Origin of the sequence: Micromonospora sp. NPDC047793, assembly GCF_040642635.1 — a bacterium.
In the GTDB taxonomy this organism is placed as follows: domain Bacteria; phylum Actinomycetota; class Actinomycetes; order Mycobacteriales; family Micromonosporaceae; genus Micromonospora.
This window is the reverse complement of record NZ_JBEYSG010000009.1, coordinates 125,864-142,307: the sequence shown is the minus strand read 5'-3', so window position 1 is coordinate 142,307 and position 16,444 is coordinate 125,864. Positions and strand designations below refer to the sequence as shown.

Here is a 16,444-nt window from a genome sequence, read left to right as displayed (position 1 = left end):
GTCCTCTCCGGCCGCGCGGTGGCGGCCCGGACGAGGAAGACTGCGGGTATGGCTGACGAAGACGACGCGAAGGCGGCGCTGCTGCACTACCTGCAGGCAACGCGCGACGACCTGATCTGGAAGCTCGACGGACTCAGCGAACGCGAAGTCCGACTCCCCCGCACGCCGACCGGCAACAATCTGCTGGGGATCGTCAAGCATGCGCTGAACACCGAAGCCGGCTACTTCGGTCCCACCTTCGGTCGCGCGTTCCCGACCCCGGAGGAACTCGTCTCCGAGTCGGATTTCGACGAGGACCCGCAGGCGGACTGGTACGCGCGGGAGGACGAGACGAAGGACGGCCTGATCGACCTGTACCGCCGCGTCGCCGTCTTCGCCGATCAGACGATCACCCGGCTACCGCTGAACACGGTGGGACAGGTGCCGTGGTGGCGGCCGGAGCGGCAGGCGGTGACGTTGCACCGGGTCATCGTCCACGTGACCTGGGACCTCGCGCGTCACGCCGGGCACGCCGACATCCTGCGCGAGCAGCTCGACACGAGAATCGGCCTGCGGCAGGAGAACACCAACATCCCGACCGACTATCCGTGGCCGGATTACCTCGCCAGGTTGACCCGACTGGCCGACCGCTTCGCCTAGCGCCTGGCCGATCGCCGTGTGCGGACGGGGTTACGCTGGCCGGGTGCGGTTGGTCATCATGGCGGACACCCACCTGCCGAAACGTGCCCGGGACCTGCCGGCCGAGCTGTGGGCGGCCGTCGACACCGCCGACCTCGTGATCCACGCCGGCGACTGGGTCGACGCGTCGTTGCTGGACGACCTGGAGCGACGTCGTGCCCGACTGATCGGCGTCTTCGGCAACAACGACGGCCCCGAGTTGCGTACCCGGTTGCCGGAGATCGCCCGCGCGGACGTCGACGGCCTGCGGATCGCGGTGGTGCACGAGACCGGTCCGGCCGGCGGCCGGGAGCGGCGGTGCGCGGCCCGGTTCCCCGACTGCGACCTGCTCGTGTTCGGGCACTCCCACATCCCCTGGGACAGCGAGGCGCCCGGTGGCCTGCGGTTGCTCAACCCCGGTTCGCCGACCGACCGGCGGCGCCAGCCGTACGCGACGTACCTCACCGCCGAGGTGACCGAGGGTCGGCTCGACGCCGTGACGCTGCACGAGGTGCCGCGCTGACACGGGGTGAACCGGCGCGCGGATCGGCATAGTCTGGGCCCATGCCGAAAGCGATCTGGAACGACCTGGTCATCGCCGAGAGCACGGACACCGTCGTGGTCGAGGGTAACCACTACTTCCCCCGCGCGGCGCTCCGCGACGACCTGTTGCGCGAGTCCGACACGCACACGCACTGCCCGTGGAAGGGCACCGCGTCCTACTACACGCTCGATCACGACGGGAAGACCAGCGTGGACGCCGTCTGGTACTACCCGGAGCCGTTGCCGGAGGCGGAGATGGTCCGGGACCGGGTCGCGTTCTGGAAGGACGTCACGGTCGTCGGGTGACCACCAGCGCGGTCGCCCAGAGCACCACGGCCGCGCCGAGCGAGGCGACAGCCGCCGCGAGTTCCGGCATTCCCCAGACGTACGCGCCGAAGGACGCGACCGCCACCAGGGCGAGTGCGAGCGCTGTCCACACGTACTCGCGTTGGCGGAGGATCGCGACGAGCGGCACGAAGTGCGCCGCGACGATGACCAGGACGAGGGTGGGGATCAGCCTCGGGTGTCCGGTCGGCACGGCGACCAGGCAGACGCCGCCGATCAACAGTCCCTGCACGACGCCGACCCGGTTGAACCGGCGCATCCAGGACGCCGACAGTCGGCGGTGGTCCTGCGGTCGAGGCCGGGTCATCCCCAGGGCGAGGACGATGGCGGTGATCACGGTCGCGGCGACGAGCAGCGGGATGCGCGCGGCGGTGGGCGCGAGGTGCAGTCCGGAGACCGCCCAGAGCAGGGCGAAGCCAGCGAGGACGAGGGTCCCGGTGCGGGCCAGGGCGCGCTCGGACACGGCGACGTCCTCGGTGCGCGTGCGGGTTTCTCCGGTGTCGGTCATGACGTCCCTTCCCTGGTCACGGAGCCGGGCAGCAGGTGTCCGAGCAGAAGTTTGAGGATGAGCATCGGTGCCAGCCAGGCGAGTGCCGTCGGGACCGGTGACAGCGTGACCGCCGCGACGAGCAGCACGGTCGCGGCCGCGAACGCGAGTGGGCGTTTCAGCGTCGGTCCGGCGATGGCGATCGGTACGGCGGCGGCGAGGGTGCCGGCGTAGAGCACGATCGCGGTCGACCACGGGTACGCGGGCAGGACTAACGCGACGACGGGCAGGTGGACGTGGGCCGCCACGAAGACCAGTTGTCGTCGGACAGCGTCGGTGCCGGTATGGAACCGCCTCGACGCGGACACGGTGGCGTTCACGACGGCACCACCGAACAGGTCGAACCCGAGCACCGTCAGCAGGAGCACGATCGGCACCGGGTAGCCGGCAGCGGCGCCGACGGCCCCGGCGACGGTCGCGCCGATACCTGCGGTGAGGTAGCTGAGCCGACTTTCCGCCCGCGTGGCCCCGGGCGCGACGAGCAGGTCGTTGAGCCGCGAGACCGGACCGCGCGACGGAAGCGGGGGCGTTGTCGTGGGCATGGCTGCCGTTCGCTCGCAGGACGGGTGGTGAACTATCGCTCAGCATAGTGAACGTTTATGCACCCGTCGAGTCGAGGGTCTGTCCGGAGGAGCCCGACTCGACGACGTCACTCAGCCGTCGGCCGGGACGGGCTCCTGGATCGCCGTGCCGGAGTAGAGCCGGTCGATGGTGCCCCACCAGCGCCGCAGGCCGTCGTGGCCCATCGGATCGGTGCCGAGCACGTCGGTGATGCGGTCGCGCAGCAGGATGATGGAGAGCTCGTGGGCCAGCAGCACGACCGCGAGCTGTGCCCGGTCCACGTCCGGGGCGACCGCGCCCGCGTCGGCCATCCGGTGCATGAGCGAGTCGGCGAACCCCTGCAGCATCCGATACGCCTCGACCGAGCGCGACGTGGTGCCGACGAGCAGGTGCGCGAGATACCGGGTGGCCGACGGGGAGGACAGCGCGTCGGCCGACGCGAGGAAGCGGTCGGGCGGGCCGGAACCGGCTGTCTCGGCGAGTGCCTCCAGCGCGTTGCCCAACACGCCCAGCACGTGCGCGTCCACGGCGGCGACCAGGCCCTCCCGCGACCCGTAGTGCTTGATGATGAGCGACTGCGAGACTCCCGCGCGCTCCGCCACCTGCTTGAGCGACGCGGCCGCCGGCCACTGTTCGCCGAAGAGTTCCAGGGCCGTGTCCCGAATGATCGCCTTGGCGGTGCGATCCTCGGGTGCATACATGTTCACCACAGTAGCAATCCCGGCGTTCGCTGCGAACGGGCCGGCAGTGCCACCGGCGTCAGGTCAGTGCCCCGGCCATCCGCCGCACTCCTTCGGCGACCAGTTCGGGGGTGGTGCCGAGGTTGAATCGCGCGTGTCCCGCTCCCCCGGTGCCGAAGACGGGGCCGGGACTGAGCGCCACCCGGCCGCGTTCGAGGAAAGTCGCGGCGGGGTCGTCACCGAGACCGAGGGCGCGGCAGTCGAGCCAGGCCAGATAGGTGCCCTCGCCAGGGCGGTATCGGACCGCGGGAAGGTGTTCGGCGAGTAGCCGGGCGAGGAGACGACGGTTCTCGTCGAGATCGGCCAGGAGGGCGTCGAGCCAATCGCCGCCGTCCCGCAGGGCGGCGACGTGGGCCAGCACTCCGACATGGCTGGGGCTCTCGTTGACCCAGGCGGGGATGCGGGCGAGATCGTCGACCGCGGCGGGTCCGGCGACGGCGACGGCGGCCTTGAGACCGGCGAGGTTCCACGCCTTGGACGCGGAGATCACCGAGAAGCCGTTCTCGGCGCCCGGCACGCTCAGGTACGGCGTGAACCTCGCCCCGGCCAGCACCAGCGGCGCGTGGATCTCGTCGACCACCACACGCACACCATGTCGGTCCGCCAGTGCGGCGACCTCGGCGAGTTCGTCGGCGGTGTGCACGCTGCCGGTCGGGTTGTGCGGGCTGCACAGCAGGTACGCGGGCCGGGAGCCACGACGTGCCGCGCGCCGGAACGCGTCGTCCAGGACCGTCATGTCGATCCGGCCGTCCGCGCCGAGCGGGGCCTCTTCGATGGGGCGACCGGTACGCCCCACCACCTGGTAGAACGGCGCGTAGACCGGGCAGTTGACCACGACAGCGTCCGTCCGGCCGCAGATCACGTCGAGGACCTCGACGATGCCGCTCATCACGTCCGGGACCATCGTGGTGCGGTCCACGGCGATGCCGTCGAAGTCCCAGCGGTCGCGGGCGAAGTTGGCGAGCGCCTCGGCGTAGGCGGTGCCGGCGGGGTAGCCCGTGTCACCACGTCGGACGGCCTCGATGATCGCGTCGACGACCGGCCCGGCCAGCGGCGCGTCCAGCTCCGCCACGAACATCGGCAGCACGTCGCCCGGGTGGGCGCGCCACTTCTCGCTCGTCCGCTTCCGGAGCTGATCGAGGGTGAGCTGCCGCAGGGGCGTGGTCTCGGAGGTCACGACACCGAGACTAGTGACTCGATCTTCCGGCAGCGCCGACGGACGACGGTGTCCGGTAGGGTGCTCGGCGGCACGAACTGTTGCGAGGTGCCCCGCCGGTGGTGGGGAGAATCGGGAAGCCGGTGAGAGTCCGGCACGGGCCCGCCGCGGTGACCGGGGAGCTGCCGCCCACGCGCGTCACGCGCAGCCACTGGCCCGGCTCGGGCCGGGAAGGCGGGCGGTGAGGTGACGATCCGGAAGTCCGAAGACCGGCCTCGCGCCTGGTTGCCCTGCCGTGAGGGCAGGGCCTGGAGCGCAGCGGGAGCCTGCCCATGTTCGACGATGTGTACGAGGTCATCCACGCCCGCCGGGACGTACGGGGCGAGTTCACCGGCGCGCCGATCCCGGCCGAGGTCCTCGATCGGGTGCTGGCCGCCGCGCATGCCGCGCCCAGCGTCGGCCTGTCGCAGCCGTGGGACTTCATCCTGGTCCGCGATCCTGGGTTGCGGGCGGAGTTCCACCGCCACGTGCAGCAGGAACGGGACGTCTTCGCCGCCGGTCTGCACGGGGAGGAGGCGCGCCGGTTCAGCCGGATCAAGATCGACGGGGTGTTGGAGTCGACGCTCTCCGTCGTGGTGACGTACGACCCGGACCGGGGGTCCCCGACGGTGCTGGGTCGGCACGCCATCGCCGACGCCGGCCTGTACTCGGTGTGCCTGGCGATCCAGAATCTGTGGCTGGCGGCCACGGCCGAGCGGCTCGGCGTGGGGTGGGTCTCGTTCTACCGGGAGCCGTTCGTGCGGGACCTGCTGCGGATCCCGGCGGGTGTCCGCCCGGTGGCCTGGCTGTGCCTGGGTCCGGTCACCCACCTGGAGCAGGTGCCGGACCTGGAGCGACACGGCTGGCGGCAGCGCCGTCCCTGGCAGGCAGCGGTGCACCGGGACCGGTGGGAGCCGTCGGACCACTGACCCCGGGTACGCGTCAGCCGGGGGCGAGGAGGCAGAACTCGTTGCCTTCCGGGTCGGCCATGACCGTCCACGGGAGATCGTCGCGGCCCACGTCCACGGTGGTGGCGCCCAGGGCCCGCAGCCTGTCCACCTCGACCTGCGGGTCGTCACCGGGATACGGGCGGACGTCGAGGTGGACCCGGTTCCAGCCGGTCTTCGCGTCGGGCGTGCGGAGGAAGTGCAGGTACGGGCCCACGTCGGCGGCGGAGCGCAGGACCGCTGCGCGGTCGGTGATGTCGTGCAGACGCCAGTCCGTGGCGGTGCTCCAGAAGTCGGCCATGGCGCGCGGGTCCGCGCAGTCGACCACGACGGCGGCGACCGGTCCGACGTCCTGGAGCGTCGGCCGGGGTTCCAGGACGCAGAACTCGTTGCCCTCCGGGTCGGCCATCACCGTCCACGGGACGTCGCCCTGACCCACGTCGGCGGGGGTGGCGCCGAGTTCCTTCAGACGCGCGACCGTCGCGGCGTGATGGTCCGCCGAGGTGGTGGCGAGGTCGAGGTGTACCCGGTTCTTCGCCGTCTTGGGTTCTGCGGAGACGACGAGGTCGACGAAGACGGCGACCGGGTCGGGATAGTCGACACCCTCGGGTTCGAGGTTGGTGACGCCTGGCTCCTCGCTGGAGATCCCCCAACCGAGCGCCGCCGCCCAGAAACCGCCCAGCGCGGAGTCGTCCCGGGCCTTCATGTTGATCTGCACGAGTCGCGTTGCCATCCGGCGATGCTAGCGGCATCGCGAAACGAATTCGATTTACTTGATGCCAGTCGATACACCTCCGTGAAGTTTCGGAATTCACGCCCGACTTGTCCGTATTAGAGCTTTATCGTGTCCCTGCGTGACAGCACGCCAACGGGGATGCACGAGGAGGACAAGTTGACTGGACCGACAGGGATGACGACGGGCGAGTCGAGCAGTCGAGGAGGTCGTCGCAAGCTCAAGGCGATCCTGGCCGGCGGGCTCGCGCTCGGCCTCGGCGCCACGATCACCCTCGCCGCCTGGAACGACTCCGAGTACGCCTCGGGCACGTTCACCGCCGGTAGCTTCAGCATGGAGGGCAGCACGGACGGCACCACCTACGCCGAGCACCCGACCGCCGGCACGGCGGCGGCGTTGGCGTTCAGCACGGGCTTCGACAACATGAGCCCGGACGACGTGGTCGCCGCACCGTTCGCGGTGCGCCTGACCGCGGCCACGACGTACGACGCGACCGTCACGGTGGCCTCGGCCACCCCCGCACCGCCCACCTTCGTCGGGCTCACCTACGGCATCGCGACCGTCCCGACGTTCGGCGACTGCAGCCCGGAACCCACGACTCCGACGTGGATCGTGGCCGAGGGCACCGCACTCGACTCGGTGACCGGTGCGGTGTCGTTCAACCTGACCCAGGGCACTCCGCCCACGACACCCGGCGCTCCGGTGTTCCTGTGCTTCGTCGTCACGGCGGACGACGGTCTGGTGCAGGGCACGTCGGTCACGGAGACCTGGCAGCTCCTCGCCGAATCCGTGTAGGTGGTGGCCGTGGTCAACCGTCGCACGCCGGCCGGGACACCACGGCTCCGCCGGACCCGTGCCGTACTCGCCGGTGCCCTGGTCATCGGCCTGGGCACGACGTCCACGCTCGCCGCGTGGACGGACGGCGAGTACGGCACCGGGTCGTTCGCGGCCAGTGTCTTCGGCACCGAGTCGCAGACCGCGTCGAGTACCTGGGCCAGCCACACCCCGGCGGTGAACGCCGCGACGCTGGCGTTCACCGCGACGGCGATGTCCCCCTCGGTCTCGTTCTACGCCTACCTCGACATCCGGACGACAGCCACGACGAACGTCGGCGGCACGGTGGCGCTGACCGGTTCGTCCAACAACGCCGGTGCCCTGCTGCCGGTACTGGAGTACCGCGTGGTGCGGACCGCCACCACCAGCACCACCTGCGCGGCCGCCGCCTTCACCGGTACGCCGACATGGATCGTCGGGCCCAGCTACCTGGGCATCACCTCGGTTCCCGGGTCGCCGGTGTCGTCGGCCATCACGGCGCCGGCCGGCGCGACGCCACAGTTGCGGTTCTGCTTCGAGGCACGTGTGCAGTCCGGAGCCGGCAACGCGTACCAGGGCACCACCGGTGCGGTCACCTGGGAATTCACTGCCACGTCTACGTAAAGGACCGGTCGGATGGTGGGACCAGCGCGTCAGCGGCGTCGACTCCTCGCGAGGGTCGGCGATCTGGCGCTGACCCTGCTCGCCGTCGGCGGGACGGTGTGCGTCGTCCTCGTCCCGCTGGCGTTCTTCTTCGACATCTCGCTCATCCTGTTCAAGACCGGGTCGATGAGCCCGAGCATCCCCGCCGGATCACTGGCGGTGGTGCGGGAGATCCCCGCGTCCGAGGTCGTCGTGGGAGACGTCGTGACCGTCGACCGTTCGCCGCTGGCACCGATCACCCACCGGGTGGTCGAGATCGCCGACGGGGGTGGGTCCACGCGCCTGCTCACCCTGCGCGGGGACGCGAACGACTCCAACGACACCGCTCCGTACGCGGTGACCCACGTACGGCTGGTCGAGTGGTCGGCGCCCCGGCTCGGGTACGCGGTCCGCACCGTATCGAACGTGTACGCGATGAGCGCGATCACGATCAGCACCGCCGCGATCGTGACCTGGGCCTTCTGGCCGCGCAGCGAGCCCCGGCCACCGGCTCGCCATCGGCGGACGGGGCCGGACGGGGCGACACCGGATCGAGAGACGGACGCGCACCCGAGTTCGACCCTGCGATGCCTCCTTCTGGCCGTGGCGGTGCTGCCCGGTGTCACCGCTGCGGTGCTCGCGGCACCGAGCCCGGCCCGCGCCGACCCGACCGAGGAGGTCATCCGGAGCCGGTACCTCACCCTGGTCTCGATCGGCGACGAGGCGCGGATGACCACCATGTCGCCGGAGGAACCCGTGCCCTGGCAGGTGGGTGTCTCGGCACACGCGCCGCAGCCGGGCACGGTGACCATCTCGCTGTCGGCCTCCGGCCCGCTCGCCGCCAGGCCGGACGGACTCCAGGTGACCGCCGCCGTCTGCCCGCAGCGGTGGGTGAAGGGCGGCTGCCCCACCGGCCAGGAGAAACAGGTCCTCGCGGACGGTCCGGCCACCAGGTTGACCACGGCACCGGTCACCATCGACTCGATGCGCGCCGATCAGCAACGGTGGGTCCTCGTCACCGCGAGCCTGCTCGCCGGCGCGACGGCCGCCGGGTCGGCGGACCTGGTCGTCACCGCGACCGGGTTCGGCGACCGGGCCTCGGCCGGCGGCACGGTCGGCCCGCTTCCGCGCACCGGACCCGACCTGCGGACACCGTTGGCCGTCGGAGCCGGTGCGCTGCTCGCCGGCCTCCTGCTCGTGCTCGCCGTACGCCGACGCCGCATCCGGGTGGGGCGGCCGTGAGGCGTCCGGGCACGCCGGCTCGACCAGCCACCGCACAGGTCGGGCGCCGGTGGCTCGCGGGTACGGCCGCCCTGGTGCTCGCCTTCACCGTCGGGGTGCTCGCGCCGCCGCGATCGACGATGGCGGCGTGGACCGGCACCGAGTACGGCCAGGGGACCCTCCAGGCCGGCACCGTCAGTCCACCGACCAACCTGCAGTGCAGCGCGGGTACGCTCACCCCGCCGACCTTCACCTGGACACTGCCCGTCGGGGGCCTGACCCGCAGCGGCTTCACGTGGTCGCTGTCCGGCAGCTTCACCGGCGGCGGGACACTCGGTCCCACGGCCACCAGCGTCACCGTCCCCGGCGGGCTGCTCTCCATCGGCACCGGCACCTTCCGACTGGTCGCGAACGGACCCGGCGGTTGGACGTCGACGCAGGTCACCGGCTCGCTCGGCATGCTGACCGCGGTGCTCTACACCTGCAGCGTGCCGTAGGCCCTGTAGCAGGGCGACGGCGGCGGGCTCAGGGCTGGCCGAGCAGCGCGAGAAACCGGCGCAGGGCCGGGTTCGTGCTGTCCCGGGGCCAGGCGAGGGCGACGTCCACGGTGGGTGTCGGGGCGGTGAAGCGGCGCAGGCGTACCCCGCGCATCCGTAGTGCGCGTGCGCGACCGGCCGGGACTGCCGCGACCACGTCGCCCTGCGCCACCGCCCGCAGCAGCTGCTCGTCGTCCGGCTCCTGCCGGACGAGCCGGAAGCCGCCGTGCGGCCAGACCTGTGCGATCGTCCGGTCGAACATCCCGGGGCCGTTCTCCCGGGGCCACATCACGGCCGGCAGGTCGACCACCTCGGCGCGGCTGATCCGGCGGCGACCGGCGGCGAGAGCGTGCCCTGCGGGCAGCGCCAGCAGCAGTTCCTCGGTGTCGACGGTCCGGCAGGCCAGCGCCGGTTCGTCGAGTGGCGGGCGGACGAACGCCGCGTCGAGCCGGCCGGCCAGCAGTCCGGCCACGTTCGGTGCCGTCCAGGCCGTCTCCGGGACCACCTCGACCTGCGGGTGGGCGGCCCGGAACCGGGCCACCAGGTCGTCGACCCGGCCGCCGCGCGCCGAGCGGGTGTACGCCAGGCGCAGCCGGCCGCCCCGTCCGCCCGCCAGGCCCCGGATGCGGGCGGTCGCCGCGTCCACCTCGGCGAGCAGCCGCGCGGCTTCGTCGGCGACCCGCGCGCCCACCTCGGTCAGCGTGCAGCCCCGGCTGGTGCGGCGCACGAGCGGCACGCCGAGCTGACGTTCCAGCGCGCGGATCTGCTGGCTGAGCGCGGGTTGGGCGACGTGCAGCCGCGCGGCGGCCCGGGTGAAGTGCAGTTCCTCGGCGAGCACCGCGATGTACCGCAGTCGGCGCAGGTCGGACCAGGCTTCTCGGGCCGGCACGTCGGACATGGAGCCACCATAAGCGCCGCTTATCGCCGACTGCCCCATGTCGTCTTGGACGTCAGCGTGGCGTCACCGCCACGATTCGAGACAGGCGGCACGACAGACGGGAGCGAGCGATGGCGGCAGCGGCGGACGTGGTGGTGGCCGGCGGCGGCATCGTCGGGATGACGGTGGCCGTCACCCTGGCGCGTCGCGGGGCACGGGTGGCCGTGCTGGCGGCGGACGAACCGGCGGACACGGTGTCGGCGGTGGCCGCCGCGGTCTGGTATCCGAGCCACACCGACGAGGACCCACGGGTGTCGGACTGGGCACGCCGGACCCGGATCGAGTTGAGCCGCCAGGCGGCCGACGGCGTGCCGGGGGTGGTCGACCGGCCGACCCGGATGCTGCTGCGCGGCCCGGACACCGGGCCGCCGTGGTGGTCGGCGGCGTGCGCGGACCTGGTGGCGGAGCCGGCGACGCCGCCGTACACGGCAGTGCTGCGGTTCACCGCTCCGACGGTGGAGATGACGCCGTACCTGGCCTGGCTCCGGCATCGGTTGGAGGCCGACGGTGGGCGGCTGCTGCGCCGCCGGGTGGACCGGCTCGCCGACGCGTTCGACCTCGCGCCGACGGTCGTCAACGCGACCGGCCTGGCCGCCGGCCGGCTCGCCGCCGACCCGGCCGTGTACCCGGTGCGCGGGCACCTGGTGTTGGTGGCGAATCCGGGCCTGACCGTCTCGGTACGCGACGAGGACGACCCGGCGGGGATCACCTACGTGCACCCGCGCCGACACGACGTGGTTCTCGGCGGCACGTACCAGCCGGGCGTGGGGCACACCGCGCCCGACCCGGACACCGCGACGGCGATCCGACGGCGCTGCGTCGCCCTCGTGCCGGAACTGGCCGACGCCCCGGTGCTCGGCGAACGGATCGGACTGCGTCCGGCACGCCACGGCGGCCCCCGGGTAGAGGTGGACCGGTCGATCGGTTCCGGGCATCGGCTCGTGCACGCCTACGGTCACGGCGGAGCCGGGGTCACGCTGTCCTGGGGGTGCGCCGACGAGGTGGCCGATCTCGCGGTGGGCGGTTGAGCGGGACACCGGCCTCGGAGCCGATCCGGGAAGGGCTTGACGCTCCGCACAGCATCGAGCAAAGTCGATTTATGTAGCTGTCTTGACACGGGGAGGACACATGAAGGCCCTCGTCACCACCGTCTCGGCTGCGGCCCTGCTGTTCCTGGCCACAGGCAGCGCCCCCGCCGATCCACCGCCGACCGACGCGCCCTGCACCGGGCAGATCCACGCCAACCCCGGGTTCGAACGCGGCACCACCGGCTGGACGGCCGGCCCCCGCATCGTCGTACTCGGTGACGCGGCGCGGCCCGCCCACTCCGGCCGCGCCTACGCCACCTTCGCCGGGCTGGACGTGACCCGGTCGGATCTGCTGCGGACCACCGTCACCGTGCCGGCCGAGTGCGACCTGACGGTCCGCTTCCGGGTCCGGACCACGACCACGGAGAGCAGCCGGAGCGACTACCTGAACGTCGGGCTGGCGGTCACCGGGATACCCCCGAAGACGAGATTCTCACTCGCCTTCGACGGTGGGGCACAGTGGCGCGAGTACGCCATGTCGAGCGGGACGGCGACGGTCGAGCGCACCGCGACGGTCAGCTTCCTCGCCAGCGAGACGGCCGGCAACGGCGTCACGACCTTCGACCTCGACGACGTGACCTTCACCTTGAGCTGACGCCGGAGTGGCCGTCGCGGCCGGGCTCGGACGCCTCCTCGGCGTCCGACATCGCGGCGAGGACCTCGTCGAGGCGCTGGTAGCGCTCCTCGGCCCGCTGGCGGTACCGCTCGATCCACCCGGCCATCAGGTCCAGGACCTCCACTTCGAGGTGGGCGGGCCGGCGACGCCCGTCCCTGCCACGGGTCACCACGCCGGCCTCCTCCAACACCGCGAGGTGCTTGGCCACGGCCTGGAGGCTCATGTCGAACGGCTCGGCCAGCTCGGTCAGCGTGGCGTCCCCGGCGGCGAGCCGGGCCACGATCCGCCTGCGGGTCGGGTCGGCCAGGGCCGAGAAGACGGGCGACAACGTGTCCGCGCTCATGTCGGCCGCCGTCGCACGGCGATGCCCGGCGGTACGACGGCTTCCGCCACATCGGTCTCACGCATCATGCGACCCGTTCGACCAGCAGACCGTCGAGCTGCTCGTAGCCCTCACGAACCCCGACCTCCATACCCGAGGCCAGGAACGCGTCCCGATCCTCGAACGAGTCGACGAGCGAGGTGGCGGTCAGCCGGGTGCGCCCACCCAGGTCCTCGAAGGAGAGTCGTTCCAGCGCGACGCCGTCGGGCATCCCCTCGAAGGTGAAGGTCTGGACGATCAGCTCACCCGCCCGCACCTCGTGGAAGCAGCCCCGGAACTCACCCTCGAACCCCTCGGCCTGCTGGACGTAGCGGTACGATCCGCCGCTCCGGCAGTCCCACGTGTCGATCACGGTCGCGATGTCTCGGGGACCGATCCAGCGGGCGAACAACTCGGGATCGGTGTGCGCCCGGAACACCGCGTCCGGCGGGGCGTCGAACTCGCGGGTGATGATCACCTGAGGGACCGTGGGGTCGGCCACGATCCGGGTCTCACGGGTGCTGGCGGTCATGGTGGCGCTCTCCCTCGCGGCAACGTCGACAAGCATGTTGAACTGCTATTTCAACTACGCGGTTGAGCATCGCAGCACGCCCCGATGATTGTCAACCAATTGGTTGAGTAACCTCGGTCGGGTCTCGTCCGCCGCCGAAGACGGCTCTCAGAGACCGACGTCGCGGGCGAGGAGAGCCGCCTGGACCCGATCGGAGACCCCTAGCTTGGCGAAGACCGCGGAGAGCTGGTTGCGGACCGTCTTCTCGCTCAACCCGACCCGGCGGGCGATGCGGGCGTTGGTCTCGCCGGCCGACAGGTACCGCAGGATGTCCCGTTCGCGCGGGGTGAGCTGGTTGAACGGTGCTGGCAGTTCCACCGGCCGGCGCTGCAGGTCGGCCAGCACCCGAGGGCCGACCCGGGGGCCGAGCACGAGTCCACCGCCGGCCACGGTGCGCAGCGCGTCGACGATCACGTCCGGGTCGGTGTCCTTGAGCAGGTAGCCCCGGGCGCCCGCGTGCAGCGACCGGCTCACCACCTCGTCGTCGTCGGCCATGGTGAGCATGAGCACGGCCGTCGCCGGACGGTCCCGCACGATCCGGCGGGTGGCCTCGACGCCGTCGCCGTCGGGCAGACCGACGTCCATGGCGACCACGTCGACCGGCTCGGTCATCACCAGCCGGATCGCCTCGGCGCAGGTGGCGGCCTCCAGCACCGCGCTGACCCAGCCCTCCCCCTCCAGCATGATCCGCAGTCCACGGCGGACCACCGGATGGTCGTCCACGATCAGCACCCGACCCTGTCCGGACATCTCTCTCGCCCCACTTCCGGCCCGACCGCCTCGACCAGCCCGGCTCATGGTGTCAGCCGGGTCCGTCCACCGGAACGGGGGCCGACGCGACCGGCTGGAACGGCAGGCGTACCCGTACCAGGGTGCCCTGCGGTGCGCGGTCCACCAGGTCGCACTCGCCGCCCAGTTCGGCGGCGCGTTCGCGCATGGAGTCCAGACCGACGCCGCCCGGGCGTCGGGCGCGGACACCGACACCGTCGTCGCCCACCTCGACGACCAGGGCGCGACCCCGGCGTACCACCACGTCGCAGGTGGTGGCCTGGGCGTGCCGGGCCACGTTGGCCAGTGCCTCACCGACGATGCGGTACGCCGCCACCTCCACGGCGGCGGGCAACCGGTCCAGTTCGTCCTCCACCCGCAGGCGCACCGACAGGCCGGGGCCGTCGAAACGCTGGCACTCCGCCCGTAGGGCCGATTCCAGCCCACGGTCCAGGGCGGGTGGGCGTAACTGGTCGACCAGTTGGCGTACCTCGGCGGTGCAGGTCCGGAGGTCCTCGGCGAGCCCGTCGAGGATGCCGACCAGTCGCTGCCGGTCGGTGGCGAGCTTGCGGGCGGCCCGTACCTGCATGGACATGCCGGCGAAGGTGGGACCGAGCCCGTCGTGCAGGTCGCGACGCAGCCGGCGGCGCTCCTCCTCCCGTGCGGTGACCAGTCGCTCGCGAGAGGCCCGCAGGTCCCGGATCAGGCGCGCGGTCGCCGCCGCCACCGAGGCGTGCAGGGCGACGTCGCTGAGCAGGCGTCGCTCGACGGAGGTGAAGCGGGTCCCGGGGGTACGGTGTGCCACCACCAGCGAGCCGACGCGCTCGCCGTGGGTGACCATGTCGAACCGTTCCACCGAACCGGTGGGCCGGCCGTGTTCGGCGTGCACCTTCGGGGGCCGATCCGGGTCGTGGTCGGCGGTCAGCTCGACCGCGACGTAGGGCACCTGGAGGGAGCCGGCGACGGTCCGGGTGAGCAGCGGCAGCACGGCCTGCGGCTCGACGGTCCTCTCCAGCAGGTCCCCGAGGCGGGCCAGGACCGCGTACGGCTCGTCGCGCTCCCCGTAGAGCAGGCGGTTGACGCCGCGCTGCACCCGGTGCCGCAACGGTTCGAAGGTCACCGCGATCAGCCCGGTGGTCACCAGCGAGGCGTTCGAGGTGTCGCCGCGCAGCACCAGGTCGCGCAGCAGGCTCACGGTGGAGACGAAGGCCACGATCAGCAGCAGGCTCATCACCAGCCAGACCAGCGTGCGGTTGATCACCTGTTCCAGGCCGTAGAGCCGGTAGCGCAGCACGGCAAGGGTCATCGCCCCGGGAATGGCGATCACCATGAGCACCCAGGCGCCGGAGAGGTTGAGCGCGTCGAGCACCAGTCCGAGCAGGAACAACACCGCGGCGGCGAGCAGGCAGGCCAACTGCTGGCGGGTCTCGCCGGTGGCACGCCGCCAGCGACCGGCCAGCGCGACCAACACCGCCAGCAGCGCCAGCACCTCGACGCCGATCGCCAGCAGCGCGATCTGCACCAGCGTACGGGCCTGGGCGGTGGCGGCCGGCTCGGCCGAGAGCAGCAGCCGACGGGGGTCGCTGAGCGCGGCAACCGCCAACGCCACGGTGGCCACGACGGTGGTGACGACGATCAGGTACGCGACCAGACGCCACCGCCGTCTCGGCAGCCGGCCGTCGGGGAAGACCAGCAGGGCGAGGATGACCAGTCCGTACGGCGGCCACCAGAGCCACTGCCCCACCCAGGCGACCGGAGTTATCCCGGACCAGCTCAGCGACAGGGCGGCGACGGCGGCGGTGAGTCCGGCCGCGGTCATCAGCCGCCCGACCGGATGGCCCGGCACACCGGCGAGCACCAGCGTGCCGAGCGCGGTGAACGCGGCGGCCATGCTGGCGGTCACCGCGACCGGGCCCTGGGCGGCGGCGTCCCGGCTCCACAGGTGGCCGATGACCACGAGCAGCGCGACGGCCGTCCCCGCCACCGCCAGGGCCCGACGGCGGACGGTCACTGGTGGCGGGGTCGGCGACAAAGGAGCCTCCGGGACGGGTCGGAAAGGGGTCGGGTCAGCGAGCCCAGCCCGCCGCGTGCATGGCATTGTGCAGCAGGTTGCCCCGATGGCCGTGTGAGTGCCACGGCAACGCGTCGACGACGTCGGTGAAGTTCGGAGCGTCGCAGTCGGGCAGGTCGGAGAGCACCTCCTCGACGTCGATCCGGTGGTCGCCGAGCACCTGCGGGCGTTCCCGGACGAACTGCTCGACGTGCGCCAGCACCGCCTTGAAGCGTTCGCGCAGGACCTCCGGCGCGGCCGGGCGGTGCGAGGGGTGCAGTTCCACCAGCTGCCAGTCCTGCGAGAAGGCCGGGATCAACTGCCGGCCGGTGGGGTCGAAGAACTCCACCGGACCGTCGAGCTTGTCGTAGTGCCTCTGCTCGTCGAGCAGTTCGGCGAGGTTGCGGTAGACGTGGCAGAAGGTGTCGTCGCCGGCCACCAGCACGATGCGCGGGTCGGTGTCGGCGGAGGCACGGTCCGGTTCACGAGTGGGCAGGGTCATGGTGGTCTCCTCAGGATCACGCGAAGCGTAGACACGCGCGGGGTCCACGGTGGCACCGTCGCGGGTGTCGC

The 16,444-nt window shown here is 72.0% G+C and carries 21 protein-coding genes and 1 riboswitch; of the genes, 10 read left to right on the top strand and 11 right to left on the bottom strand.

All coding sequences use genetic code 11. The annotated features are described in order from the left end of the window. Window positions 1-48 precede the first annotated feature (48 nt). From ABZ738_RS19555 to ABZ738_RS19545, 3 genes are read left to right on the top strand one after another with little or no spacing between them, the layout of a single operon-like run. Window positions 49-639 carry a DinB family protein gene (locus ABZ738_RS19555; protein WP_131053307.1) on the top strand — a complete coding sequence of 197 codons (591 nt, stop codon included), beginning with the start codon at window positions 49-51 and terminating at the stop codon, window positions 637-639. Between the two features lie 43 nt (window positions 640-682). After that, on the top strand, window positions 683-1,180 hold the full coding sequence (locus ABZ738_RS19550; protein WP_131053308.1) for a metallophosphoesterase: 498 nt from the start codon (window positions 683-685) through the stop codon (window positions 1,178-1,180). 41 nt (window positions 1,181-1,221) lie between these two features. Next, window positions 1,222-1,506 carry a DUF427 domain-containing protein gene (locus ABZ738_RS19545; RefSeq protein ID WP_131053309.1) on the top strand — a complete coding sequence of 95 codons (285 nt, stop codon included), beginning with the start codon at window positions 1,222-1,224 and terminating at the stop codon, window positions 1,504-1,506. Here ABZ738_RS19545 and ABZ738_RS19540 read toward each other — a convergent pair. From ABZ738_RS19540 to ABZ738_RS19525, 4 genes are all read right to left on the bottom strand, one after another. Further along, window positions 1,490-2,053, bottom strand: a complete 564-nt coding sequence (locus tag ABZ738_RS19540; RefSeq protein ID WP_131053310.1) for a hypothetical protein — start codon at window positions 2,051-2,053, stop codon at window positions 1,490-1,492. The two genes, ABZ738_RS19545 and ABZ738_RS19540, sit on opposite strands and share 17 nt — an antisense overlap. Next, window positions 2,050-2,634: a hypothetical protein gene (locus ABZ738_RS19535; RefSeq protein ID WP_131053311.1), complete on the bottom strand. Its 585-nt coding sequence runs from the start codon at window positions 2,632-2,634 to the stop codon at window positions 2,050-2,052. Before ABZ738_RS19535 ends, ABZ738_RS19540 begins: the two co-directional genes overlap by 4 nt. Before the next feature lie 111 nt (window positions 2,635-2,745). Next, a complete protein-coding gene (locus tag ABZ738_RS19530; RefSeq protein ID WP_131053312.1) occupies window positions 2,746-3,354 on the bottom strand; it encodes a TetR/AcrR family transcriptional regulator in 609 nt (202 codons plus the stop codon). Between the two features lie 58 nt (window positions 3,355-3,412). Next, window positions 3,413-4,570 (bottom strand): aminotransferase class I/II-fold pyridoxal phosphate-dependent enzyme, encoded by a 1,158-nt coding sequence (locus tag ABZ738_RS19525; RefSeq protein WP_236145742.1) that lies wholly within the window; start codon window positions 4,568-4,570, stop codon window positions 3,413-3,415. 68 nt (window positions 4,571-4,638) lie between these two features. Next, a riboswitch (cobalamin riboswitch) is annotated at window positions 4,639-4,842 on the top strand. A 39-nt stretch (window positions 4,843-4,881) separates the two neighbouring features. Between ABZ738_RS19525 and bluB the strand changes: the two genes are divergently transcribed. Beyond that, window positions 4,882-5,517 carry a 5,6-dimethylbenzimidazole synthase gene (gene bluB, locus ABZ738_RS19520; RefSeq protein ID WP_131053313.1) on the top strand — a complete coding sequence of 212 codons (636 nt, stop codon included), beginning with the start codon at window positions 4,882-4,884 and terminating at the stop codon, window positions 5,515-5,517. 13 nt (window positions 5,518-5,530) lie between these two features. Here the strand turns inward: bluB and ABZ738_RS19515 are convergent, their stop codons facing one another. Then, a complete protein-coding gene (locus ABZ738_RS19515; RefSeq protein WP_131053314.1) occupies window positions 5,531-6,268 on the bottom strand; it encodes a VOC family protein in 738 nt (245 codons plus the stop codon). Window positions 6,269-6,427: 159 nt separating this feature from the next. Between ABZ738_RS19515 and ABZ738_RS19510 the strand changes: the two genes are divergently transcribed. Genes ABZ738_RS19510 through ABZ738_RS19495 form a run of 4 tightly spaced genes read left to right on the top strand, consistent with a single transcriptional unit; the run spans window position 6,428 to window position 9,441 of the window. Continuing rightward, a complete protein-coding gene (locus ABZ738_RS19510) occupies window positions 6,428-7,063 on the top strand; it encodes a SipW-dependent-type signal peptide-containing protein (protein WP_201272380.1) in 636 nt (211 codons plus the stop codon). A gap of 9 nt (window positions 7,064-7,072) precedes the next feature. After that, the gene (locus tag ABZ738_RS19505; protein ID WP_131053315.1) at window positions 7,073-7,705 is read left to right on the top strand and encodes a hypothetical protein; all 633 of its coding nucleotides are present in this window, start codon (window positions 7,073-7,075) and stop codon (window positions 7,703-7,705) included. 12 nt (window positions 7,706-7,717) lie between these two features. Further along, window positions 7,718-8,965, top strand: coding sequence for a signal peptidase I (locus ABZ738_RS19500; protein ID WP_357214988.1), 1,248 nt, complete (start codon window positions 7,718-7,720; stop codon window positions 8,963-8,965). After that, window positions 8,962-9,441: a hypothetical protein gene (locus ABZ738_RS19495; protein WP_357214985.1), complete on the top strand. Its 480-nt coding sequence runs from the start codon at window positions 8,962-8,964 to the stop codon at window positions 9,439-9,441. The genes ABZ738_RS19500 and ABZ738_RS19495 overlap by 4 nt, the downstream gene beginning before the upstream one ends. Before the next feature lie 28 nt (window positions 9,442-9,469). Here ABZ738_RS19495 and ABZ738_RS19490 read toward each other — a convergent pair whose 3' ends face one another. Further along, the gene (locus ABZ738_RS19490) at window positions 9,470-10,378 is read right to left on the bottom strand and encodes a LysR family transcriptional regulator (protein WP_357214982.1); all 909 of its coding nucleotides are present in this window, start codon (window positions 10,376-10,378) and stop codon (window positions 9,470-9,472) included. Between the two features lie 110 nt (window positions 10,379-10,488). Between ABZ738_RS19490 and ABZ738_RS19485 the strand changes: the two genes are divergently transcribed. Together ABZ738_RS19485 and ABZ738_RS19480 are read left to right on the top strand one after the other, a co-directional pair. Beyond that, window positions 10,489-11,445, top strand: coding sequence for an FAD-dependent oxidoreductase (locus tag ABZ738_RS19485; RefSeq protein WP_357214979.1), 957 nt, complete (start codon window positions 10,489-10,491; stop codon window positions 11,443-11,445). 100 nt (window positions 11,446-11,545) lie between these two features. After that, window positions 11,546-12,100, top strand: a complete 555-nt coding sequence (locus tag ABZ738_RS19480; RefSeq protein ID WP_131054579.1) for a hypothetical protein — start codon at window positions 11,546-11,548, stop codon at window positions 12,098-12,100. Here the strand turns inward: ABZ738_RS19480 and ABZ738_RS19475 are convergent. From ABZ738_RS19475 to ABZ738_RS19455, 5 genes are all read right to left on the bottom strand, one after another. Continuing rightward, window positions 12,087-12,464 (bottom strand): metalloregulator ArsR/SmtB family transcription factor, encoded by a 378-nt coding sequence (locus ABZ738_RS19475; RefSeq protein WP_131054580.1) that lies wholly within the window; start codon window positions 12,462-12,464, stop codon window positions 12,087-12,089. The genes ABZ738_RS19480 and ABZ738_RS19475 overlap by 14 nt on opposite strands. A gap of 64 nt (window positions 12,465-12,528) precedes the next feature. Next, window positions 12,529-13,014, bottom strand: a complete 486-nt coding sequence (locus ABZ738_RS19470) for an SRPBCC family protein (protein ID WP_357214974.1) — start codon at window positions 13,012-13,014, stop codon at window positions 12,529-12,531. Window positions 13,015-13,161: 147 nt separating this feature from the next. Beyond that, complete coding sequence (locus ABZ738_RS19465) at window positions 13,162-13,803, bottom strand: response regulator transcription factor (RefSeq protein WP_131054581.1); 642 nt, start codon at window positions 13,801-13,803, stop codon at window positions 13,162-13,164. 52 nt (window positions 13,804-13,855) lie between these two features. Then, window positions 13,856-15,832, bottom strand: coding sequence for a histidine kinase (locus ABZ738_RS19460; RefSeq protein WP_357214970.1), 1,977 nt, complete (start codon window positions 15,830-15,832; stop codon window positions 13,856-13,858). Between the two features lie 55 nt (window positions 15,833-15,887). Further along, window positions 15,888-16,373, bottom strand: coding sequence for a hypothetical protein (locus ABZ738_RS19455; RefSeq protein WP_176093635.1), 486 nt, complete (start codon window positions 16,371-16,373; stop codon window positions 15,888-15,890). Between the last annotated feature and the right edge of the window lie 71 nt (window positions 16,374-16,444).

Excerpts from the sequence above, each read along its gene's own strand:
- ABZ738_RS19555 (WP_131053307.1), top strand. The coding sequence starts at position 49 with ATGGCTGACGAAGACGACGCGAAGGCGGCGCTGCTGCACTACCTGCAG.
- ABZ738_RS19545 (WP_131053309.1), top strand. The coding sequence starts at position 1,222 with ATGCCGAAAGCGATCTGGAACGACCTGGTCATCGCCGAGAGCACGGAC.
- ABZ738_RS19540 (WP_131053310.1), bottom strand. The coding sequence starts at position 2,053 with ATGACCGACACCGGAGAAACCCGCACGCGCACCGAGGACGTCGCCGTG.
- ABZ738_RS19535 (WP_131053311.1), bottom strand. The coding sequence starts at position 2,634 with ATGCCCACGACAACGCCCCCGCTTCCGTCGCGCGGTCCGGTCTCGCGG.
- ABZ738_RS19530 (WP_131053312.1), bottom strand. The coding sequence starts at position 3,354 with ATGTATGCACCCGAGGATCGCACCGCCAAGGCGATCATTCGGGACACG.
- bluB (WP_131053313.1), top strand. The coding sequence starts at position 4,882 with ATGTTCGACGATGTGTACGAGGTCATCCACGCCCGCCGGGACGTACGG.
- ABZ738_RS19515 (WP_131053314.1), bottom strand. The coding sequence starts at position 6,268 with ATGGCAACGCGACTCGTGCAGATCAACATGAAGGCCCGGGACGACTCC.
- ABZ738_RS19500 (WP_357214988.1), top strand. The coding sequence starts at position 7,718 with ATGGTGGGACCAGCGCGTCAGCGGCGTCGACTCCTCGCGAGGGTCGGC.
- ABZ738_RS19490 (WP_357214982.1), bottom strand. The coding sequence starts at position 10,378 with ATGTCCGACGTGCCGGCCCGAGAAGCCTGGTCCGACCTGCGCCGACTG.
- ABZ738_RS19485 (WP_357214979.1), top strand. The coding sequence starts at position 10,489 with ATGGCGGCAGCGGCGGACGTGGTGGTGGCCGGCGGCGGCATCGTCGGG.
- ABZ738_RS19480 (WP_131054579.1), top strand. The coding sequence starts at position 11,546 with ATGAAGGCCCTCGTCACCACCGTCTCGGCTGCGGCCCTGCTGTTCCTG.
- ABZ738_RS19475 (WP_131054580.1), bottom strand. The coding sequence starts at position 12,464 with ATGAGCGCGGACACGTTGTCGCCCGTCTTCTCGGCCCTGGCCGACCCG.
- ABZ738_RS19470 (WP_357214974.1), bottom strand. The coding sequence starts at position 13,014 with ATGACCGCCAGCACCCGTGAGACCCGGATCGTGGCCGACCCCACGGTC.
- ABZ738_RS19465 (WP_131054581.1), bottom strand. The coding sequence starts at position 13,803 with ATGTCCGGACAGGGTCGGGTGCTGATCGTGGACGACCATCCGGTGGTC.
- ABZ738_RS19455 (WP_176093635.1), bottom strand. The coding sequence starts at position 16,373 with ATGACCCTGCCCACTCGTGAACCGGACCGTGCCTCCGCCGACACCGAC.